Below are 20647 nucleotides of genomic sequence, written 5' to 3'. Positions count from 1 at the left end.
GCGGTCCGGGCCGGTGGGTGGTGTCCTCAGTCGCCGGAGGGGCTCGAAACGCCCGCCGTGTCGCCGCCACCGTCTCCGTCGCCGTCGCCGGTGAGCAGCGACGCGATCAGCTCCGCGAACTCGTCGGGCGTCACCACGCGCGTGCCGAGCTGTACGGCCTTCTCCCGCTTTGATCCGGCGTTCTCTCCCGCGACCAGGAGCGAGGTGCGCTTGGAGACGCTGGAGGACGACTTGCCGCCCGCCCGCTCGATCAGTTCGTTCATCTCGTTGCGTGAGAGCTTCTCCAGCGGTCCCGTCATGGCGCCCGTGACCACCACGGTCATCCCGTCCAACGGACCCGCGTCCGCGGCTGATTCGCCGTCCTCGGAGGGCGTCGGGTCCTCGGACGGTGGCGTCGCGCCCGGCTCGCTCATGTTGACCCCGGCGGCGCGCAGCTTCTCCATGAGGTCCGCCAGCTCGGCCAGTTCCGCCACGATCGTCGGGGCCTTCTCCACTCCGATCCCGTCGACGCGCTGCATCGCCTCCGCGTCCGCGGCGCACAGCAGGTCCATGGACGCGAAGTGGCGTGCGATCCGGCGGGACATGGAGCGTCCGGTGCCGCGCACGCCGAGCGCGGCGAGCACGCGGGACAGCGGCTGCCCCTTGGCCCGTTCGATCGCGGCCAGCAGATTGTCCGTGCTGGTCGCCCCCATCCGGTCGAGGCCGAGGATCTGCTCGCGGGTGAGGGTGAACAGGTCGCCGATGTCCGCGATGAGTCCCGAGTCGACGAGCTGGACGACGCGGGTCGCGCCGAGGCCCTCGATGTCGAACTGGTCGCGTCCGGCGGCGTACGAGATGGACGCCACGACACGGCAGTTGCGGCCCCGTACACAGCGCCAGCGCTGCTCGGAGGTGTCGATGTCGGAGCCGCACTGCGGGCAGACCTCGGGGAAGACGATCGCTTTCTCGTCCCCGGTGCGCAGGTGCGCCACGGGCGCCTCCACGCGGGGGATGATGTCGCCCGCCTTGTACACCATCACGTGGTCGCCGATCCGCAGGTCACGGCGGGTGATGTCGTTCGGGTTGTGGAGCGTGGCGTACGTGACGGTGGAGCCGTCTATCTCGACCGGTTCCAGGACGGCGCGGGGCGCGATGGTGCCCGTACGGCCGACGTTCCACTCCACGTCCAGCAGCCGTGTCACCTTCTCGACGGCCGGAAGCTTCCAGGCGATGGCCCAGCGGGGCGCGCGGGAGCCCGATCCGGCCGCCACTTGGTCGGCCGCCGCGTCGGCCTTGATGACGATGCCGTCGATGCCGAACGGCAGCTCCGGGCGGAGCGCCGCGATCTCCTCGACCCGCACGCGCACGGCGTCGGCGTCGGTCACCGTCCGGGGCGGAACCGTCGTGCCCGCCGTCGTGAGGACACCGAGACCCGCCACGAGCGCGAGCACCTCGCTGTGCGGGAGTTCGGTGAGCGAGGTGGTCAGGTCGTCTCCGGATTCGCCGAGGGGCAGCGCCGCGTACGCGAAGAACGTCATCTCCACCTGGTACGGACGGTCCTTGGCCCGGACGCTGCCGGCGGCGGCGCTGCGCGGGTTGGCGAACGGGGTGCCGCCAAGGCTCGTACGGAGCGTGTTGGCCTGCTCGAACTGCTCGGTGGTCATCAGGACTTCGCCCCGCACTTCGAGCGTGACGGGCTCGGAGAGCCGGTCCGGCAGGCCCGCTATCATCCCGATGGCGTGCGAGACGTCCTCGCCGGCCAGCCCGTCCCCGCGCGTGATCAGCCGGGCCAGCCGGCCGGTCTCGTAACGGGCGGCGACGGCCAGACCGTCCAGCTTCGGCTCGACGCTCCAGCGCTCGACCGGCCGCCCGATCCGCCGCTCCACGGACGCGGCCCAGGTGGTGAACTCGTCTCCGCCGAAGACGTTGTCCAGGGACAGCATCGGCACCGTGTGCGGTACGTCCCCGACCACCGCGCCGCCCGCGACCTTTCCGCTGGGCGAGTCGGCCGAGATCTCGCCGGGATGGGCTTCCTCGTAGGCGGCTATGCCCCGCACCATGCGGTCGTAGGCGTCGTCGTCGAGGGCGCTCTCGCCCGTCGCGTAGTAGGCAGCGGCGGCCTTCGTCGCGGTCTCCACCGCGGTGGCGTAGGCGGCTGCGTCGACAAGAACGGCTGCGGGTGTCGTCATGCGTCTCATCTTGCCGCCCACCACTGACAACGCCCCTGCCCGAGCTGCGGGCAGGGGTCTGACCAGCGGTGTTGCCGGTGGTGGGGGCGGAGCGGTGGTCAGTCGGCGAGAGCGCCGAGAAGGTCCCAGGTGCGGCGCCGGTCGGCGTCCCCGGCGATCTCCGTGCCGGAGAGAACGACTTCCGTCGCCCCGGCGTCCCGGTAGCGCCGCACCTCGGCGGAGACCGTCCGCTCGTCACCGATCACGGCGACGTCGACGGCGCGTATGCCGCCGGAGAGTTCGATGACCCGGGCGTAGGACGGGATCTGCTCGTAGAACGCGAGCGCGTCGGTGGCCGCCCCGCGGACCGTGTCGGCATCGTCGGTGACCACGCCGTGCACGATGGCGACGATCCGGGGCGCGGGGCGGCCCGCGGCCTCCGCCGCCGCGGTGACGGCCGGGACGATGTGCTCGGCCAGGGCGCGGGGCCCGGCCAGATAGGGCAGGATCCCGTCCGCGAGTTCCCCGCTGACACGCAGCGCCTGCGGCCCCATCGCGGCGACGAGCAGCGGCACTCCGGCGTCGGCTCCGGGCACACGGGCCGGGACGGGAGTGTGCGCGCTGAGCAGTTCACCGTCGAAGTCCGCGGTCCCGGTCTCGGTCAACTGCCTCAGCGCGGTGAGGAATTCACGCAGCCTCGCGACGGGGCGTTCGAACGCAATGCCGTAGCCGCCCTCGGTGAGGAGCTTGGTGCCGAGCGCGAGCCCGAGGTGGTAACGGCCGTGGGTGGCCGCCTGCGCGGTCAGGGCCTGGCTCGCCACGGTGAGGGGGTGCCGTCCGAAGACGGGGATGGCGGACGTGCCGACCTGGAGGGCCGGTACCTCACGTCCGACGACGGCCGCGAGCTGCGGCGAGTCGGCGCCGAAGGCTGCCGGAACCAGGCCGACCGCAGTCCCGCCGCCGCGGCCTCCTCGGCGAGTCGCACGGTGGCGTCGATCTGGTTGTCGGGATCCGTCACGTTGAGTGCTACTCCCACAGTCATGTCAGAGGGAACGAGCGCTCGTCGGTCACGCATTCCGCTGCTGTGTGACGGCTGTGTGTCGACTGTGCCGGACACGGCACGGGGCCAGGTCCTGTCCGGCGGGTCTTCGGGGCCCGAAGACCCGCCGGACAGGACCTGGTTCCGGGGTCTCGCGAGCCTCAGTGCGCGATGGAGTCGATCAGTTCACGCGCTCCCTGGCGGAGCAGCGCCACCGCGACCGAGGTGCCGAGGGTGGCGGGGTCGAGCGGGCCGGCCCATTCGTGCGCGTTGAGGACCGTCTTGCCGTCCGGGGTGAAGACCCGCGCGCGCAAGGAGAGGCCGCCGCTGCGCTCGGCGTGCGCGAATCCGGCGATCGGGCTGTTGCAGTGCCCCTGGAGAACATGGAGGAACATCCGCTCGGCGGAGGCTTCCTTGTAGGTGTCCCGGTCGCCCAGCGCGGAGACGGCGTCGATGGTGTCCACGTCGTCCTCACGGCACTGGAGGGCCAGGATCCCGGCTCCGATGGGCGGGCACATGAGGTCCACCGGCAGGATCTCGGTGACGACGTCGCTCCGCCCGATGCGCTCCAGGCCCGCGGCGGCCAGCAGCAACGCGTCGGCCTCTCCCGCCGCGAGCTTCTCCAGCCGGCGGTTGGCGTTCCCGCGCATCGGTACACAGATGAGCTGTGGGTGGGAGGCGGCGAGCTGGGCGACACGCCGGACCGACGACGTACCGACCCGGGTGCCCGCGGGCAGTTCGTCGAGGGTGCGTCCGGCGGGGTGGATCAGGGCGTCGCGGATGTCGTCACGCTTGAGGAAGGCGGCGAAGACCGTCCCGGCAGGCAGCGGCCGGTCGGCGGGCACGTCCTTGACGCAGTGCACAGCGAGGTCGGCCTGCCCGGCGAGGAGGGCGGCGTCGACCTCCTTGGTGAAGGCGCCCTTCCCTTCCACCAGGGAGAGGTCTCCCATCCACCTGTCGCCGGTCGTCTTGACCGGCACGACCTCCGTCACGATGCCGGGGTGGAGCGCCGTCAGTTCGGTGCGCACACGCTCCACCTGGGCGAGCGCCATCGGCGAGTCGCGGGAGACGATGCGGATCAGTTCAGGGGTGGACATGGCGCACACGATAGAGCGTCCCGCGGTCGCTCCCGTCATCCGCCCCGGGGCTCATCCGCCCCGTACGCCAAGAACGTTGGACGTCTCGGGCAGGTGTGCGAGCGCAGCCGCCGGAGCGGCGTCCTCCGGCGGGCGCCGAACCAGGGGGCCGACGGCCCCGGCCCGGGGGCGGGCGGATGTCCTACGGCCGCCCCCGGGCCGCCCGGTCACTGGTGGAAGACGTTCACCGACCAGTCGGCCTTCCAGCGGCCGTCACCGAACTTCAGGTCGGCGGTGCACTTGTAGGTGTCACCGTCACACGTCAGCCCCGTCACCGGCACCGGAGCGGCAGCCGCCGCACGGGCGTTGGAGTGGAAGACGTTCACCGACCAGTCGGCCTTCCAGCGGCCGTCACCGAATTGCAGGTCGGCGGTGCACTTGTAGGTGTCACCGTCACACGTCAGCCCCGTCACCGGCACCGGAGCGGCAGCCGCCGCACGGGCGTTGGAGTGGAAGACGTTCACCGACCAGTCGGCCTTCCAGCGGCCGTCACCGAATTGCAGGTCGGCGGTGCACTTGTAGGTGTCACCGTCACACGTCAGCCCCGTCACCGGCACCGGAGCGGCAGCCGCCGCACGGGCGTTGGAGTGGAAGACGTTCACCGACCAGTCGGCCTTCCAGCGGCCGTCACCGAATTGCAGGTCGGCGGTGCACTTGTAGGTGTCACCGTCGCAGTTGAGGGCCCGCACCGGCACGGGAGCCGCGACGGCCGGAACGGTGAGGCCGAGGGCGAGGGCCGCCGCCGCGGCCGTGACATGGAGGAGGGTACGCATCATCGTGCAGTCCTGACCTGGGGGCGCCGTGTACGCCCGACCACAGGGGTTCTGGCGTCGGCGGGCCCTGCCGAACCTTGACCGCCCGGCACTTCACCGGAACGAGCGAGCGCGTGGGCGGACCCGCTCCCGGCGCCCGCGCTCCGGCGCGTTCGGCCGCTCTCCCGTCGCCCCGCGCGAGATTTCACGCTCCGTGAAGGCGCCGTCAGCAGATGGCCGAACGCGTGGCCGGCGCCCTTGGAGGCGGGCGCGCCGTGTCGGCGACGTGTGCCCGAGGCCACCAGTTACCCGTACAGGTGAGGTTGGCATTTTCCGCGCATGGTGGCCCATCCGATGCGGAATGAACTCAAGGTTGCCCAACGTCACCTTAAGTGACCATCTTCGCTGTGGGAGTGCTGTGATGACCGGCGTGGACTCAGTACAGACCTGCCCCTTCCGTCATGACGACGCCCTGGAGCCCGACCCCTTCATGACCCGGATGCGGACCGAGGCACCCGTCACCCGCGTACGTATGCCGTACGGGGAGGGCGAGTGCTGGCTGGTGACCCGGTACGAGGACGTGAGGACCGTCACCTCCGACCGCCGCTTCAGCCGGGCCGCCCTGGTCGGGCGGGACTTCCCCCGCATCACTCCGGCGCCCATCGCGCAGTCCGAGTCGATCAACCTCATGGACCCGCCCGCGCTCAACAGGGTGCGCAAGCTGATCAACAAGGCCTTCACCACCCCACAGGTGGAGGCGCTGCGCCCGTGGACCCAGCGGACGGTGGACGGTCTGCTGGACGCCATGGCCAAGAGCGGCCCGCCTGCCGACATCGCGGACCACCTGGCGGACCGGCTGCCGCTCATGACGATCTGTGAGCTGCTGGACGTACCGGAGGCGGACCGCCCCCAACTGCGCCAGCGGGCCATGGACATGATGTCCATGAACGCCGCCGACCGGGATTCGGCCGTCGAGGCGAAGGCATGGCTGCGGGCCTACTTCTCCGAGCTGACCGCGGAGCGGCGGCGCACCCCCGGCGACGACCTGATCAGCGCCCTCGCCACCGCGCGCATCGGTGACGAGATGCTCGACGAGGGCGAGCTGACCGTGCTCGCCATGCTCCTGGTGATCACCGGGCACGACACCACCACGTACAACATCAGCAACATCGTGTACACGCTTCTGACCCGGCCCGAGCGGGCGGCCGAGCTGCGCGCCCGGCCCGAGCTGCTTCCGGGGGCCCTTGAGGAACTGCTGCGCTACATCCCCTTCCGCCAGGGTGTCGGCATCCCCCGCGTGGCCTTGGAGGACGTCGACTTCGACGGTGTCGTCATCAAGGCCGGCGACACGGTGCATGTGTCGTACCTGACGGCCAACCGTGACGAACTCGCCTACGAACGGCCGGACGAGCTCGACTTCCACCGCGAAGACCCCGCCGTGCACATGACCTTCGGATACGGCAGCCACCACTGCCTGGGCGCCCATCTCGCACGCATGGTGCTCCAGGTCTCCATCGGCACACTGCTCACCCGTTTCCCCGACCTTCGTCTGGCCGTACCGGCGGAGGAGGTGCGGTGGAACACCGTCTCGATCTGGCGATACCCGCTCGCCCTGCCGGTCACCTGGTAAGGAGCTGATCATGGCAACTCTGTGCAGGCCCGCCATCGCCGTACCCGAGCACGTCATCACCATGGAACAGACCGTTGAGCTGGCGCGGAGGCTCCACCCCGATCATCCTCAACTCGACCTCGCCGTACGGCTGATCAGCAACACGGGTGTCCGGACCAGACGTCTGGTCCGGCCCATCGAGGAGACCCTGCGCCATCCCGGCTTCACCACCCGCAACTCGGTCTACGAGGAGGAGGCGAAGGCCAGGGTGCCCGAGGTCGTGGAGCGGGCACTGGCCCACGCCGAACTCACGCCGCGGGACATCGACATGATCGTGTACGTGTCGTGCACGGGCTTCATGATGCCGTCGATGACCGCGTGGCTCATCAACACCATGGGCTTCGGATCGAACACCCGGCAGTTGCCGATCGCTCAGCTGGGGTGCGCCGCGGGCGGCGCGGCCATCAACCGCGCGCACGACTTCTGCTCCGCGTACCCGGAGTCGAACGTGCTGATCGTGGCCTGTGAGTTCTGCTCGCTGTGCTACCAGCCGACGGACCTCGCGGTGGGCAATCTGCTCTCCAACGGCCTCTTCGGGGACGCCGTCGCCGCCGCGGTGGTCCGCGGCCGGGGCGGCACCGGCGTACGGCTGGAGCGCAACGGCTCCCATCTGGTGCCCGACACGGAGGACTGGATCTCCTACGCGGTCCGTGACACCGGCTTCCACTTCATGCTCGACAAGCGAGTGCCCGGCACCATGTCCGTACTCGCGCCCGCCATGCGGGAGATGGCGGAGCCGCACGACTGGGACGTCTCCGGACTCGACTTCTACATCGTGCACGCCGGCGGGCCCAGGATCCTGGACGACCTCTGCCACTTCCTCGACGTGCCGGCGGAGATGTTCCGCTACAGCAGGGCGACCCTCACCGAGCGCGGCAACATCGCCAGCGCCGTCATCTTCGACGCGCTGGACCGCCTCTTCGAGGACGGCGGCGCCGAGCACGGCGCCCGAGGGGTGATCGCGGGCTTCGGCCCCGGCATCACGGCCGAACTCAGCCTCGGTACCTGGTCGGTGGGCGGTCACGAGAGCGGACTCGTCGAACGGGAAGTGATCCTGCCGACGCCGGTCCTGATGTCGCGGTCGGACACGGTCGGCTGACCTCGCGGCCGGTCCCGCCCGCGGGTGTCGTACGGGCCTCGGTCCGTACGACACCCGCCGGCGGGCTCCCGCGCGCTACCTCTGGCCCCCGATGCTGATCCCCGGGCCGTCCGGGCGCTCGTCCCTGTCGTGGGGCATCAGCTCGATCTCGATCCGGTGCAGGTTCTCACTCGCCGCCGTCCCGCCCGCCTCGGCCGTGATGACACCGATGTTCAGGCCCGCCTTGCCGGTGCCCTCGCGCCGTACCTGTACGGCGAACTCGACGTGTACGCGCTCCACCCGGAACTGGAGCCTGCCCTCGCGGCCGTTGCGCTGCGCCTCTTCCAGCTCCTCGCGGATCCGGCCGATCACCTCGGCGAGACCGGCGGTCTCCGCACCGTCGTGCCCTGCACGTCCGCGACGTCCGTCACCCGCGCCCATTCCAACCCTCTCGTTACGCAGCGGGGGTCCGTTGTCACCCCCCGTGGTTATTGTTGTGCAGTATGAGGGAGCCCGAAGCCACTTCCAACTCCAGCTCGCAGGAGGGCGCTTGGCGCGTCCGGCTGGCCGAGGACGAGACCGGCACCGCTCCGCCGCTCGGCGCCGGGGTGCTGCTGCCGGGCGGGCTGGTGCTCACCTGTGCCCATGTCGTGCTGGCCAAACCGCGTCGCAGGACGGACGGTTCATGGGGCTCGGGCCGACGCCGCGATCCGCTCCGGCCGGTCGACATGCTGTACGCGGAGTTCCCCGGCGCGCCGTCCGACCCGCCCCTGCGGCTGCGCGCCGAGGTGCTGCCCGAGCATCTCGCGCCGCCGACCTCCCAGTTCAGCGGCGACATCGCCCTGCTGCGACTGGCCTTCCCGCCACCTGTCGAGACCGCCGTGCTGCACCGCCGTATCCCCTCTCGCGGCACATCGGTGCACTCGGTGGGCTACACGGACCAGTTGCCGGGTGGTGAGCGCATCGATGCCCGCCTCATGGGGCTCGGCGGTCCCGCGCGCTATCCCGAGTGGGTCCAACTCGATCCGGACGGCGGGTCCTACGCGGTACGCCACGGCTACAGCGGCAGTGGTGTGGTCACCGAATCGGGCGAGGTTCTCGGCATCCTGGTCCACCAGTTCGGGACCGAGCACTACCCGGTCGCGGTCAGCCACGCGTACATGATCCCGACCGACACCATCCTGCGCTATCTGTCCGTCCTGCGGCACCCACCCGCCCATCAGCTGGAGGAGTTGCGGGTGACGGGGCCTCCCGCCCTGTCACCCACCATCCCGCGCGATCCGCCCGGAAGCGGTTCGACCCGCGCTCTCGGACTGCGCCGCAAGGTGACCCACTGGCTCATCGACTCGGTTCCGGCGACGGGCACGACGGCGCCGGCCCCCGCCCCGGTCTCCGATCCGGTGTCCGGGGCGGACCCGGCGTCCGGCAGGCGCGCGGCCACGGAGCCGGTGGAGATGATCTTCGCCCGCGACGACCGTCACGACGACATGTCGGCGATCCACGCCACCCTCAACCTCGCCGACCGCGAACGCAATCCGCGCCCCACGGGCACGGGCGGCGCCTCCGAACCGCCCGCCGGATCGATCGACATCGCCGTGGACACGACGGACCTGACGGCCGGACAGCTCATCGCGCTCACCGCCGAACGCATCGGACTCGCGGGCCCCGCGGGGTCTCCCGGATCCGGGAGACCCCGCGGACACGGCGGAGACGACGGACCCGAGGACCACGACCGCGCGCTGGCCCGGATCGCCGGCGACAGCCCGCCGATCGCCGCCGCCTTCCTCTCCGTCGACCGGACGGCCCCGACCGGCGAGGCCGCCGTCCCCCTCCTCAGGGCGTTACGGCAGAGCGGTCAGACCCGGCTGTTGCTCGTCTTCCGCGACCCGGCGTCCCCCTCGCTCGAACACGTAGTGGACACACTGCTCGACGACGGCTGGGCAGCGCGCCGCACGACGGCCGTCGCCGGGCGGCTCGACGTGCTCGCCGAGCTGGAGCGAAGATTCCGCAGGCTCAAGGCGCACCCCGGTGTCCGGCGCATCACCGACCCGCCGCAGCCGGTCCACACCCGACTTGCCTCGCGGCTCGCCGGACTGCGGACGGACGGCGGCGTCCCGCGCAAGAGCGCCGCCCTCGCCCACGACCTGTTCCTGCTCGACATCGCCGTCGAGGACGCGATCCAGCGGACAGAATCCGCCGTGCGGCTCCTCGACCGCCCCTACGCCCCGGGCGAGTACGTGGTGAGTCCGCCCGGTGACGGCCTCACCGATCTGCCGCACATCACCGTCGAGGACCCCGACACGTTCGTCGAGCCCGAGGCGCAGGCGCCCAAGGAGCCGGAGTCCCGCCTCGTGCGCGGCCAGGAGCTGCACCAGCAGTACAGGGTCGTCGGACTGCTCGGCGAGGGCAGTTTCGGGCAGGTCTATCTCGCCCGCGACCAGATGCTGGAGAACCGCCCGGTGGCCCTGAAGGGCGCGAGGGACCCCGGCGACGCCACCGACCGGCGGATCTCCCGCCTCGAACTGCTGCGGCTGGTGAGTCTCAACCACCCCTCCATCATCAAGGTGTTCAACTACGCCCGGCATCCCGGCCGCCCGGACCAGCCGGAACACCCCGCGAACAGCGCCCGGTTCATCGTGATGGAGTTCGCCGACGGGGCGCCGCTCCAGTGGGTGGCCGAACAGATCGCGCGCGACGAGGCGCCGTTCGACGGCTATCGCGTGCACGAGTTCATCGCCGCCTACGGTCTGCGGATCCTGGACGCGCTCAGATATCTGCACGACGAGGAGGGCTTCGTCTACGGCGACCTCTCCCTCACCAACGTCATCCACTGCGGCAACGGCATCAAGCTCATCGACGTCGCGGGCGTACGGAAGATCGGGCACGCCGGCCCCGTCACCTACCGCGCACCCGAGCTCGGCACGTCGAGCGAAGTGACGGTCGCGGCCGATCTGTTCGCGGTCGGAGCCGTCCTCCAGGAACTCCTCGACCGGGTCCCCGCCCATCCCGTCGACCTCGGGACGACCTCACTCCAGCGGGTCCTGAACAGGGCGCAGGCGGCGCGCCCCGAGGACCGGTTCGCCGACGCGTGGGAGATGGCCGTCCAACTGCACGGCGTGCTGCGGGAGCTGCGCTCCCTGCGCCTCGGCGAGGAGACGTTCGAGCCGTCGCCGCTGTTCTCGGTCGCGCCCACCGCGCTCGACGGCGAACTCGGCAAGGCCCCGCCGCTCGAACAGTGGCGGCACGGGGGCAACGACAAACGCCCACTGACGATACGGCCACCGCGGCCGGCCGAGGTGGCCGTGGGCCTGCCCGTTCCGCGACCGAGCCGTCAGGACCCCAACTGGAAGGAGCTCCAGCGCACGTCGTACGACGATCCGGCCGGTCTGCTCCAGCTCAGCGCCGACTGGCAGCTCTCGCCCGAACTGGCACTCCTGCGCTGCCGTCTCCATCTGGAGGCCGCCCGCTACCAGCCGGGCGGCGCGGGCTCGGCACTGGATTCCGCCACCGCCGAGTTGGGGCGGGCCGAGGCCGCCGTCGGCTCCCTGGCCGAGTACGACTGGCGGCTGCGCTGGCACCGGGGGCTGCTCCAGCTCGCCGCGGACGAGGTGGAGGCGGCGCTCCGGTCCTTCGACGGGGTCTACGCGGCGATTCCCGGCGAGTACGCGCCCAAGCTCGCCCTCGGGTACTGCTACGAGGTCCTCGACCGGCCGGAGGAGGCGATGGTCTTCTACGGAGCGGTGTGGAAACGCAACCACGCGCTCGGCAGCGCCGCCTTCGGACTGGCCCGTATCCATCTGGCCGACGGCGACAGCGGACCGGCCCTCGCCCGCCTCGAAGCCGTCCCGCCCGACTCGCGGCATCGCACCGCCGCCCGCACCGGCATGGTGCGCATCCACGCGGACCTGTCGGCCGAAGGCGGCCCGCCGAGTGTGGCCGCCGCGAAGCAGGCGTGCGTGGCGCTCCACCGGCTGGCCCGGTACGAGGGACTGACGGACCGTCATGCCCAGGAGCGGCTGCGCACCGACCTGTTGGAGCTGCTGCTCCGGCTGGTCACCACGGCCCCGGAGCCCGACCCGCTGCGCGCCCTGCGGGAGTCGCTGGACAAGGAGATCCCGATCCCCCTGACGGAACACGATCTGCGGGAGCAGTTGGGCGTCGGTTACGAACGGCTCTCCGAGCAGGTACCGCGCACCGCGCTGCGTGAGCACACCACCCTGGAGAGGGCCCTGCTCGACAACGCGTACCGCACCCGCCCGTTCGCGTTCAGCCACAACCGGGGTGAGCGGCGGCAGGGCAGGCTGCGCGGCTGGCGGCCCGGCCGGCTGCGGGGCCTGCTGGGCGGCCGGACGACGAATCCGTCGCGGTCGCCGGACGCCGCCGGCCCGGGCGACGACCGCTGGAACGCCTTCACCGGGGAGCGGTGATGGGCGGCCGCCTCACCGTACGTTCGCCGCTCCGGTCCGCCCTGGCGGCGGGGAGGTCGGCCGGGGCCGCCGTGTGGCGGTCGGTGTGGCTGCCGATGTGGCGCCGCTGCTCGGGCCGTACGCCCACGGGCCGGCGGCGGCACACGGCTCCGTTCCTCTTCAGCCGCATGCTGCTGCTCCCGGCGCTGGCCCTGACCGTCCTGGCGCTGGCCGGGACGGCGTATCTGGACCTGCACGGGCGCACGGAACAGCTGCGTGAGCGCTACGCCCCCGCCATGGTCGAACTGGCGCATGCCAGGACGTCGTTGGAGCTGGCCCACAGGGAGGCGACGCTGCGGCTCGGCGAGGACGGAAGGGAGCCGCTGATCCAGACCGATCTCGTCGGGCTCGGGGAGAAGTACCCCTCGCTGCTGACCGAGGCGGCGCAGAGCCTCAACAACGCGGCCCAGACGAAGGCGCTGCGCGCCGAACAGGAACAGGAGGTCCGTGTGGTGTCCGGGCTGGTGGTGGCCTACGACGACTGGATCGGCTGGGCCGACACCCACCACGACAGCAGGGCACTGCGCACGGCGGGGCTCGACTACGCCGCGAGTCTGCTGCACGACGGAGGCGACACCCCCGAGCCCACGGCCGTGGCCGACCGCATCGAGGCACTGGAGGACGAGTTGAACGCGGACGCGTCGGAGCTGTCGGGCTGGACCGCGCTGTCCGCCGTGACGGCGTCGGGCGCCCTGCTGGCCGCACTGGTCTTCGTGTTCGCCGTCGTCGGCACCATCGACTTCGTCCTGGCGCAGCTACGGGTGCGCAGCCCGCTGCTGACGCTGTACGCGCTGCCGGTCCTGCTGGCACTCGGCGTACTGGTGCTCGGGGCCGCCGGTCAGCAGCACGCGCAGCGGAAGGTGTCGGAGGCGGGTGTCGAGCTGGCCACGGTGAACTCGACGGCGCTGGCCGATACCCGGATCGAGATGCTGGACAGGACACTGGCCGCCGAGCTGCGTGGCACGCACCCGGGCGGATGGGCACTGGCCGCCGAACTCGCCCTGGCCGTCGGGGCGGTGGGCGCGGTGGCGTCGGGTTTCACACTGTTCCACTACGGCCGCAGGCATCTGCGGATCCTCTGGAGGACGCCATGAGGGCTCCGTACCGACTCGTGCGCTCGGTCCTGGCGGCCGCCCTGCTGGCCGGGGCCGCCGTCGTGTCGGGGGGCTGCGCGGCCGAGGAGAAGCCGCCGCTGGTGGTCCTCGGTCCGTGGACGGACGGCGAGGAGCTGCCGTTCAAGGCGACGCTCGCGAAGATAGGAGAGCGGACGGGCCGGCAGTACGTGTACGAGGGCACGCGCTCGCTGCGCGAGACGCTGGTGGCGCAGTTGCGGACGGACGCACCGCCCGACGTGGCGATCCTCAACGGCCAGGGCGAACTGGCCCAGTACGCGATCGACGGCGACGCCCAGCCGCTGCCCCCGAAGGTGACGGGCAAGGCGATCGGGCCGTGGGCCCCGCGTCTGGTCGTCAGGGACCCGGAGGGGAACACGGAGGAGCGCGCGTACTGGGTGCCGGTGCGTGTGGATCTCAAGTCCATCGTCTGGAGCAGGGCGGGTGAGGAGCGGGCGGGGGCCGAGGATGCCGTGTGGTGCCTGGGTATGGCGTCGGGCGCGACATCCGGGTGGCCGGGCACGGACTGGATCGAGGATCTGCTGCTCCAGCGGGAGGGCCACTACGTGTACGAGCAGTGGGCCTCCGGCGCCCTGGAGTGGACCGACAAACGGGTGAGACGGGCGTGGCTGGACTGGGCGGAGGTGCTGGCCACCGACGCCGAGGAGAATGCCGTGACCGCGCTCTCCACGTCGTTCGAGAGTCTGGGCGACGGCGAGTTCGGGCTGCTGAACAGGGGCGACTGCACGCGCGAGCACCAGGGTTCCTTCATCCGCCGCCACTACGGTCTCGACGTGATGCCCGCCCCGACCTCCGACTTCGTCGAGGGACTGCCGAGTGACCGGAACGTGTTCGAGGTCTCGGGCGACATGGCAGCGGTGTTCAAGCCGAGCGACGCGGCGTGGGAGCTGATCCTCGAACTCACCTCGTCGAAGGCCCAGGCCGACTGGGTCGAGCAGGCGGACCCGGGGGAACGGCCGTATTTCCCGTCCGGTACGGCGAAGATGACGGGCCCGAACGCTCCGACGGCGGGTTCGGGCGCGGTGCTGCGCATGTTCCGCGATGCCGGGCAGATCTGTCTCGACGCCTCCGACGCCATGCCGTCGACACTGCGGGGCGCCTTCCAGCGGGCGGTACTGGAGTTCCTGGAGAAGCCGCAGGACCGCGACGTGCTCGACGGTCTGCTCGCCCAGCTGGAGGCGGAGCGACTGCTCCAGAAGCGGGCCGACGCGTTCGTCCTGGACGACCTGTGCGATGTGCCGCCCGGCAGGTCGTCGGAAGGGTGAGGCCGTGGCCGGTTCGCCCCCGGTCGCCGAAGCGGGCCCGGCGAGCCCGTTCGGCGACCGGGGGCGAACCCGGTCGTCAGGGTGTGACGGCGATGTTCGTCAGGCCGCGCCCGCCGGTGACGGTGTTGTTGGAGTGCACCGTGGTCCGGCAGCCGGCGGTGTCGGCGGTGACGTTGATGGCGAGCTGCTTGTCGCCGGTGGCGCCCGTGAGGTCGGACCTGTTGCCGCGGAAGACGGTGCCGCAGCCCCAGCCCGACTGCTGGGTGTGGGTCTCGAAGCCGTTGTTGGTGGTGTTCTTGCCGGTGTTGTTCTCGACGAGCGTGTTGTTGCCCTTCACATCGACCCAGGAGTCGTCGAAGTTGGCACCGGTCAGCCCCCGGCCGTCGAAGGTGTTCCCGATGATCTTCGCTCCGGTGGTGCCCTCCTTGATGTCGATGGCCTCGCCGCCGACGTCGGGGCCGATCGTGTTGCCGATGATCTGCGTGTTGTCGCTCTTGTCGGAGGTGCCGCCGGCCGAGCCGACGTACACGCCTTCGCCCATGCCGCGGCCGTCGTTGCCGGTGTCGTAGATCCGGGAGTTCTTGATGACTCCGTCGCGGCTGGTCTTGCGGAAGTGGACGCCTTCCATGTCCAGGTCGTGCACGACGACGGAGTCGATGACGACGCCGTCGGCGGCGTCCGCCATGATCCCCTTCTGGGCGCCGGTGAGGGTGACGCCCTTGACGGTCCAGTACGAGGCCCCGTTGAGGTGCAGCACGTACCCGCCGCCCGCGTTGAGCACGGCCTTCTCCGAACCGGTGAGCGTGATACGGGAGTTGGCGGTGCCGGCGACCAGCGCCTTGAAGTTTCCGGTGTAGCTGCCGTCCGCGAGCTGGATCGTGTCGCCGGGGCGTGCGGCGGTGAGCGCCGCCTTCAGTTCGGCGGCGGTCTTCACGTCGATGACCGCCGCATGGGCCGGGGCGGCGGCCACGGAGAGCACTCCGGCCGTCGTGGTGACGGCGAGGAGGGTGGGGTACAGCCTTCGGGTGCGCATCGCAAGCACCTTCCTGCGGAGAGGCGTGGGGTCTCCTATGCGAACAGGGGACGAGCTTGTGAACACTGGAGCCGACTCGTCACCGTAGGGACACCAGCGAACCGCGTCAAGGTCCGTACCAATAGCGGGAGTTCCTCCGCCCCGACCACCTCCCGGCTCGCGACACGCCGGCGGTTCGGGAATCCCGACTCCTTGCAATGCACGCACGATCGATCGTACTTTTATGCCATGACGACAGCCACTAATATCCTCACCGAGGAGACCGATCCCCTCTGCCTCTCCCCCGCGCGCGCCGCGGGGCTTCTCACCGGGGCCCCCTGGCGACGGTTCGCGGTGGCCGGCGACAGCCTGGCCGCCGGGATCGGGGACCCGAGCCCCGGCTACGCGAGCCTGCCGTGGGGCAGCCGGGTCGCCGACACCCTGCGTCGCGTCTGTCCGGAGCTGGCGTATCTGAACACCGGCACGATCGGAGCGACCACTTCCGACACGCTGGACCAACAGATGGACGAGATCGTCGCGTTCGCCCCGGACCTGCTGCACATCTCCTGCGGAGCCAACGACTTGTTCCGGCGGCAGCCCGACTTCGAGGTCATCGAACGCACGGCGCGGCGCGTGTTCGAGCGGGCGGCGGGGACCGGGGCGCGGCTGACGACGTTCACCCTCGGCAGGGCCTTCGACGTGCCGGCGTTCCCGGACTTCGCCCAGCGGGTGCGGACGCTCAACTCCGTCACCGAGTCCCTGGCCGTGGAGCACGGCGTGGTCCTCGTCGACATGTGGGACCACCCGCTCAACTCGCGGCCGGATCTGCTGAGCGCCGACCGTATCCACTTCTCGACGTCGGGTCAGGCGGTGATGGCGTCGGAGGTGGTCATGGCACTGGCGCGGACGATCGACGCACCGGCGGCGGGCGGCCACGATCTCGGCGATCCGTCCTCCGTGACCATTTCCCGGAGCAGGCTCGACTCGCCCTGCTTGACGGCGAGTTGTTCCTCCTCGGCCGTGAGCCGGCGTTCCAGGTCGACGGTCCTGCCGTAGCGCAGTTCGGCGGCCCGGTCGAGGTCGTAGTTCCGCTCGGCCTCCGCCGCCTCGCGCCGGGCCTGTTCGAGATCCTGGCGCAGGTCCTGGACGCGGCGGATGGCCTGGCGTTCGGCTTCCCACTGCGCCTGGGCGGCGTCGGCCTCGCCAGGGTCGCTCCGAGCGCGGCCTCCCAGGGGGTGAGGGGCAGTTGGACGGAGAGGTCGCGGCCCTGGACCCGGAAGGTGTCGTGGGGCGCGAGTCGCACCCTCAGACAGAGGTCGCCCGCGGGTGCCTCACCGCTGCCCCGGCCGCCCTGTCCGGCGAGGCGGATCCGCTGCCCTTCGGTGACACCGCGCGGGATGTCGACGTCGTACGTCCGCTGCCCGTCGGGCCCGCCGAGGGTGACGCCGCGGCGGCCTCCCCGGTACGCCTCCTCGACGGTGAGGGGCAGTTCGGCCTCCTGGTCGGCGCCCGGCACCCGGCTCCGCGCTCCCCGGGCGCCGGACATCCCGCCGAAGAGGTCCTCGAAGTCGATGCCGCCGGGGCCCTCGGCGCCGCCGAAGGGATCGCCGCCGTCGCCGTACCCCCGGACGTGGCGCACCCGTCCCCCGCCGCCGGGCCGCCCTCCGCGACCCGCGCCGGCTCCGGCCGCCACGCGTTCAGGGGCGGGGCCGGGCCGCGTTGGGCCGGCGCCCGGGTGGATAGGCCGGGGTGGGCGGGGCCACGACGGCGGGGATGGCGCGGGCCTCGGCGACTCCGCCGTGGACGGTCAGGGCGTCGCCGTAGTGGTGGATCCGCAGCGGGTCACCGGTCGGGAGGGTGTACGTGGCGGTGGTCGGGGTGATCTCCACCCTCAGGTGGCGGCCCTGGAACTGCATCGTGAACGCGAGCCGGCTGATCTCCTCCGGCAGTCTCGGCGCGAAATCCAGCCTGTTCCAGCCGTGCCGCATCCCGCCGAAGCCGACCACCAGCACCATCCAGGCGCCCGCGAGCGAGGCGATGTGGAGACCGTCCCGGGTGTTGTGCTCCAGATCCTCCAGGTCCATCAGCGCGGCCTCGGTCAGATAGTCGTAGGCCAGGCGCAGATGTCCCGTCTCCACCGCCATGACCGCCTGACAGCAGGCCGACAGGGAGGAGTCGCGGACGGTGAGGGGCTCGTAGTAGGCGAAGTTGCGCGCCTTGTGATCGGCGTCGAAGTACGAGCTGCACTTGACCATCGCCAGGACCAGGTCGGCCTGTTTGACGACCTGCTTGCGGTAGATGTCGAAGTACGGGAAGTGAAGCAGGAGCGGGTACTGGTCGGGCCGGGTGTTCTCGAAGTCCCACACCTGGTGCCGGGTGAATCCGGCGTCCTGCTCATGGACCCGCAGCTCGCTGTTGTAGGGGATGCTCATGGCGTCGGCCGCGTCGCGCCAGGCCGCGCTCTCCTCGTCGTCCACGCCGAGCCGGGCCGCGACATCGGCGTTGCGCTCCACGATGTCCGCCGCCGCCGTCAGATTCGTCCGGGCCATCAGATTCGTGTAGGTGTTGTCGTCCGCGACGGCGCTGTACTCGTCGGGGCCGGTCACACCGTCGATGTGGAAGGCGCCGTGGTGGTCGTGGTGTCCGAGCGATCTCCACAGACGCGCCGTCTCCACCAGCAGTTCGACGGCGCAGTCGCGCTCGAACTCCTCGTCGTGCGTGGCGGACAGATACCCCAGGGCCGCGTCGGCGATCCCCGCGTTCACATGGAAGGCGGCGGCGCCGGCAGGCCAGTACGCCGAGCACTCCGAGCCGTCGATGGTCCGCCAGGGAAACGCGGCTCCGCTCAGGCCGAGTTGCTCGGCGCGCTCGCGTGCGGCCGGCAGGGTGCTCTGGCGCCAGCGCAGCGCCTGTGACACCGCGTCCGGTGAGGTGTAGGTGAGCAGCGGCAGAACGAACGCCTCGGTGTCCCAGAAGGCGTGCCCGTCGTAGCCGGAGCCGGTCAACCCCTTGGCGGGGATGCCCCGTTGCTCGGCGCGGGCGCCGGCCTGGAGCACGTGGAAGAGGGCGAAGCGCACGGCCTGCTGGATCTTCTCGTCGCCGTCCACCTGTACGTCGCCGCACTGCCAGAAGTCGTCGAGGTAGGCGCGCTGTTCGCCGGCGAGGCCGTCCCAGCCGACGCTCGCGGCGCCTGCCAGGGCCGCGTCCACCTGGTCGGCGACGGCCGGCAGCGACCGGGTGCTGGACCAGCCGTACGCCACGAGCTTGTCCAGGCGCAGGCTCTTGCCCGGGGCAAGGACGGAGGTGACGGTCAGCCGGGCGATGTCGTCGTCGGACTCGCACTCGGTCGTGGTCGGCTCGGGTCCGGACACCGCGTGGTCGGCCGCCGCCCCGACGCGCAGACCGCTGCGGCGCGTGCGGTGCACCAGCCGCAGCCGGTTTCCGGAGGCGAAGGTCTCCTCCGCCTCCAGCGGCGACTCCAGCGCGACGGCGGCGCGGGGATCGGCCGCCGCGCCGGGCAGTTGCTCGTTGGCCACCAGTTCGGACTGGATCACGATCCGCACCTCGGTGTCGACCGCCTCGACCCGGTAGGAGACGGCGGCGACCGCGCGCTGGGTGAAGGACACGAGGCGGGTGGAGCGCACCCGTACGGTGCTGCCCGCCGGGGAGGTCCACTCGCAGGTGCGGTGCAGCAGACCGGTGCGCAGGTCGAGCACCCGCTCGTGGGAGCGCAGGTGCCCGTAGCGCAGGTCGAAGGGCTCGTCGTCGACCAGCAGGCGGATGATCTTGCCGTTGGTGACGTTGATGACGGTCTGGCCGGACTCCGGGTAGCCGTAACCGGCCTCGGCGTACGGCAGGGGGTGCAGTTCGTGGACGCCGTTGAGGTAGGAGCCGGGCAGACCGTGCGGTTCGCCCTCGTCCAGGTTGCCGCGCCAGCCGATGTGGCCGTTGGAGAGGGCGAAGACCGACTCGCTCTGCGGGAGCACGTCGAGGTCGAGTTCCGTCTCCCGGAGCGACCAGGGCTCCACCGCGTACATCGAGTCGGTGATCATGCCCGCGGCTCCCGGTCGGCGAGGTCGGCCAGGTCGGTGACCACCGTGTCCGCGCCGTGTGACCGCAGGGCGTCGGCCTGGCCGACCCGGTCGACGCCCACGACGTACCCGAAGTGGCCGGCCCGGCCCGCCTCCATGCCCGCCAGCGCGTCCTCGAACACGGCGGCGGCCGACGCCTCGACACCGAGGTCGCCCGCCGCCGCGAGGAAGGGCGCGGGGTCGGGTTTGCCGGGCAGTCCGCGCTCCGCCGCGACGATCCCGTCCACACGGGTGTCGAACAGGGCCTCGGCGTCGATCGCCCGGAGGATGTCGCGGCAGTTGGTGCTGGAGGAGACCACGGCGGTACGCAGCCCGCCCGCCCGGACGGCCTCGATGTAGCGCAGCGAACCGTCGTACGCGTCGACACCGCCGGCCTTGATCCTCTTCAGCAGCCGGTCGTTCTTGCGGTTGCCCAGGCCCTGGACGGTGGCCCGGTCGGGCGGATCGTCCGGCGAGCCTTCGGGCAGTTCGACGCCGCGCGAGGCGAGGAAGGTGCGTACGCCGTCGGCGCGGGGAAGGCCGTCGACGTACCGGTTGTAGTCCGCGACGGCGTCGAACGGGCGGAATTCCCCGTCACCGCGCTCCCGGAGGAACTCGTCGAATGTCTCCTTCCAGGCGGCCGCGTGGACGACCGCCGTCTTGGTGATGACACCGTCGAGGTCGAAGAGACAGGCCTGGATTCCGTCCGGGAGGCCGAGTTTCGTCATGCGGTGCACCTTCTGGCGTGGAAGGGAGCTGCTTTCCCGGCAATCGTAGGGCGGCCGGCCCGGCCGGTCCTCGGGAACATTCGCCGCGCGGTCCCGGTCCGGGGTGGGAAACCCTGGAAAACCCCGTGCGAATTCCGGAGGGAATCGGGGCG

At 71.3% G+C, this 20647-nt stretch carries 12 protein-coding genes and 4 pseudogenes; 6 read left to right on the top strand and 10 right to left on the bottom strand.

What is annotated here, in order from left to right; translation table 11 throughout:
• Positions 1-26: 26 nt before the first annotated feature.
• The 4 genes and pseudogenes from ligA to SSPS47_RS32120 all read right to left on the bottom strand — a co-directional run bounded on the left by ligA (position 27) and on the right by SSPS47_RS32120 (position 5098).
• Positions 27-2177, bottom strand: a complete 2151-nt coding sequence (gene ligA / locus SSPS47_RS32135) for an NAD-dependent DNA ligase LigA (RefSeq protein ID WP_164253964.1) — start codon at positions 2175-2177, stop codon at positions 27-29.
• Between the two features lie 89 nt (positions 2178-2266).
• A pseudogene (locus SSPS47_RS32130) lies at positions 2267-3189 on the bottom strand (TIGR03564 family F420-dependent LLM class oxidoreductase).
• Positions 3190-3347: 158 nt separating this feature from the next.
• Entirely contained in the window at positions 3348-4283 is a 936-nt protein-coding gene (gene hemC / locus SSPS47_RS32125) for a hydroxymethylbilane synthase (RefSeq protein ID WP_164253963.1), read from the bottom strand.
• A gap of 206 nt (positions 4284-4489) precedes the next feature.
• Positions 4490-5098, bottom strand: a complete 609-nt coding sequence (locus SSPS47_RS32120) for a hypothetical protein (protein ID WP_203557982.1) — start codon at positions 5096-5098, stop codon at positions 4490-4492.
• 397 nt (positions 5099-5495) lie between these two features.
• Here SSPS47_RS32120 and SSPS47_RS32115 point away from each other — a divergent pair, with 397 nt between their 5' ends.
• Positions 5496-6704: a cytochrome P450 gene (locus SSPS47_RS32115; protein WP_164253962.1), complete on the top strand. Its 1209-nt coding sequence runs from the start codon at positions 5496-5498 to the stop codon at positions 6702-6704.
• Between the two features lie 10 nt (positions 6705-6714).
• Positions 6715-7842 carry a type III polyketide synthase gene (locus tag SSPS47_RS32110; RefSeq protein WP_164253961.1) on the top strand — a complete coding sequence of 376 codons (1128 nt, stop codon included), beginning with the start codon at positions 6715-6717 and terminating at the stop codon, positions 7840-7842.
• Between the two features lie 75 nt (positions 7843-7917).
• On the opposite strand, the gene SSPS47_RS32105 is transcribed toward SSPS47_RS32110, so the two are convergent.
• The gene (locus SSPS47_RS32105; protein ID WP_164253960.1) at positions 7918-8262 is read right to left on the bottom strand and encodes a trypco2 family protein; all 345 of its coding nucleotides are present in this window, start codon (positions 8260-8262) and stop codon (positions 7918-7920) included.
• A 62-nt stretch (positions 8263-8324) separates the two neighbouring features.
• On the opposite strand from SSPS47_RS32105, the gene SSPS47_RS32100 reads away from it, so the two are divergent.
• The 3 genes from SSPS47_RS32100 to SSPS47_RS32090 are packed head-to-tail and all read left to right on the top strand — an operon-like array spanning position 8325 to position 14685.
• The gene (locus tag SSPS47_RS32100; protein ID WP_164253959.1) at positions 8325-12248 is read left to right on the top strand and encodes a tetratricopeptide repeat protein; all 3924 of its coding nucleotides are present in this window, start codon (positions 8325-8327) and stop codon (positions 12246-12248) included.
• Positions 12248-13381 carry a hypothetical protein gene (locus SSPS47_RS32095; RefSeq protein ID WP_164253958.1) on the top strand — a complete coding sequence of 378 codons (1134 nt, stop codon included), beginning with the start codon at positions 12248-12250 and terminating at the stop codon, positions 13379-13381. Before SSPS47_RS32100 ends, SSPS47_RS32095 begins: the two co-directional genes overlap by 1 nt.
• Entirely contained in the window at positions 13378-14685 is a 1308-nt protein-coding gene (locus SSPS47_RS32090) for a hypothetical protein (protein ID WP_164253957.1), read from the top strand. The genes SSPS47_RS32095 and SSPS47_RS32090 overlap by 4 nt, the downstream gene beginning before the upstream one ends.
• A gap of 76 nt (positions 14686-14761) precedes the next feature.
• On the opposite strand, the gene SSPS47_RS32085 is transcribed toward SSPS47_RS32090, so the two are convergent.
• Positions 14762-15718, bottom strand: coding sequence for a right-handed parallel beta-helix repeat-containing protein (locus tag SSPS47_RS32085; protein ID WP_164253956.1), 957 nt, complete (start codon positions 15716-15718; stop codon positions 14762-14764).
• On the opposite strand from SSPS47_RS32085, the pseudogene SSPS47_RS32080 reads away from it, so the two are divergent.
• A pseudogene (locus SSPS47_RS32080) lies at positions 15635-16573 on the top strand (SGNH/GDSL hydrolase family protein); the annotation flags it as partial. The gene SSPS47_RS32085 and the pseudogene SSPS47_RS32080 overlap by 84 nt on opposite strands.
• Positions 16574-16624: 51 nt before the next feature.
• Here SSPS47_RS32080 and SSPS47_RS35810 read toward each other — a convergent pair.
• From SSPS47_RS35810 to SSPS47_RS32065, 4 genes and pseudogenes are all read right to left on the bottom strand, one after another.
• Positions 16625-16902: pseudogene (locus SSPS47_RS35810) on the bottom strand (type VI secretion system ATPase TssH); the annotation flags it as partial.
• Positions 16887-17276, bottom strand: a pseudogene (locus SSPS47_RS35805) (DnaJ C-terminal domain-containing protein); the annotation flags it as partial. The pseudogenes SSPS47_RS35805 and SSPS47_RS35810, both read right to left, overlap by 16 nt.
• A 118-nt stretch (positions 17277-17394) precedes the next feature.
• On the bottom strand, positions 17395-19749 hold the full coding sequence (locus SSPS47_RS32070) for a glycoside hydrolase family 65 protein (RefSeq protein WP_164253954.1): 2355 nt from the start codon (positions 19747-19749) through the stop codon (positions 17395-17397).
• Complete coding sequence (locus SSPS47_RS32065) at positions 19746-20495, bottom strand: beta-phosphoglucomutase family hydrolase (protein WP_164253953.1); 750 nt, start codon at positions 20493-20495, stop codon at positions 19746-19748. Before SSPS47_RS32065 ends, SSPS47_RS32070 begins: the two co-directional genes overlap by 4 nt.
• Positions 20496-20647: the final 152 nt, after the last annotated feature.

The organism is Streptomyces sp. S4.7 (genome assembly GCF_010384365.1).
Classification (GTDB): Bacteria; Actinomycetota; Actinomycetes; order Streptomycetales; family Streptomycetaceae; genus Streptomyces.
This window is presented reverse-complemented; position numbering and strand designations above follow the sequence as displayed.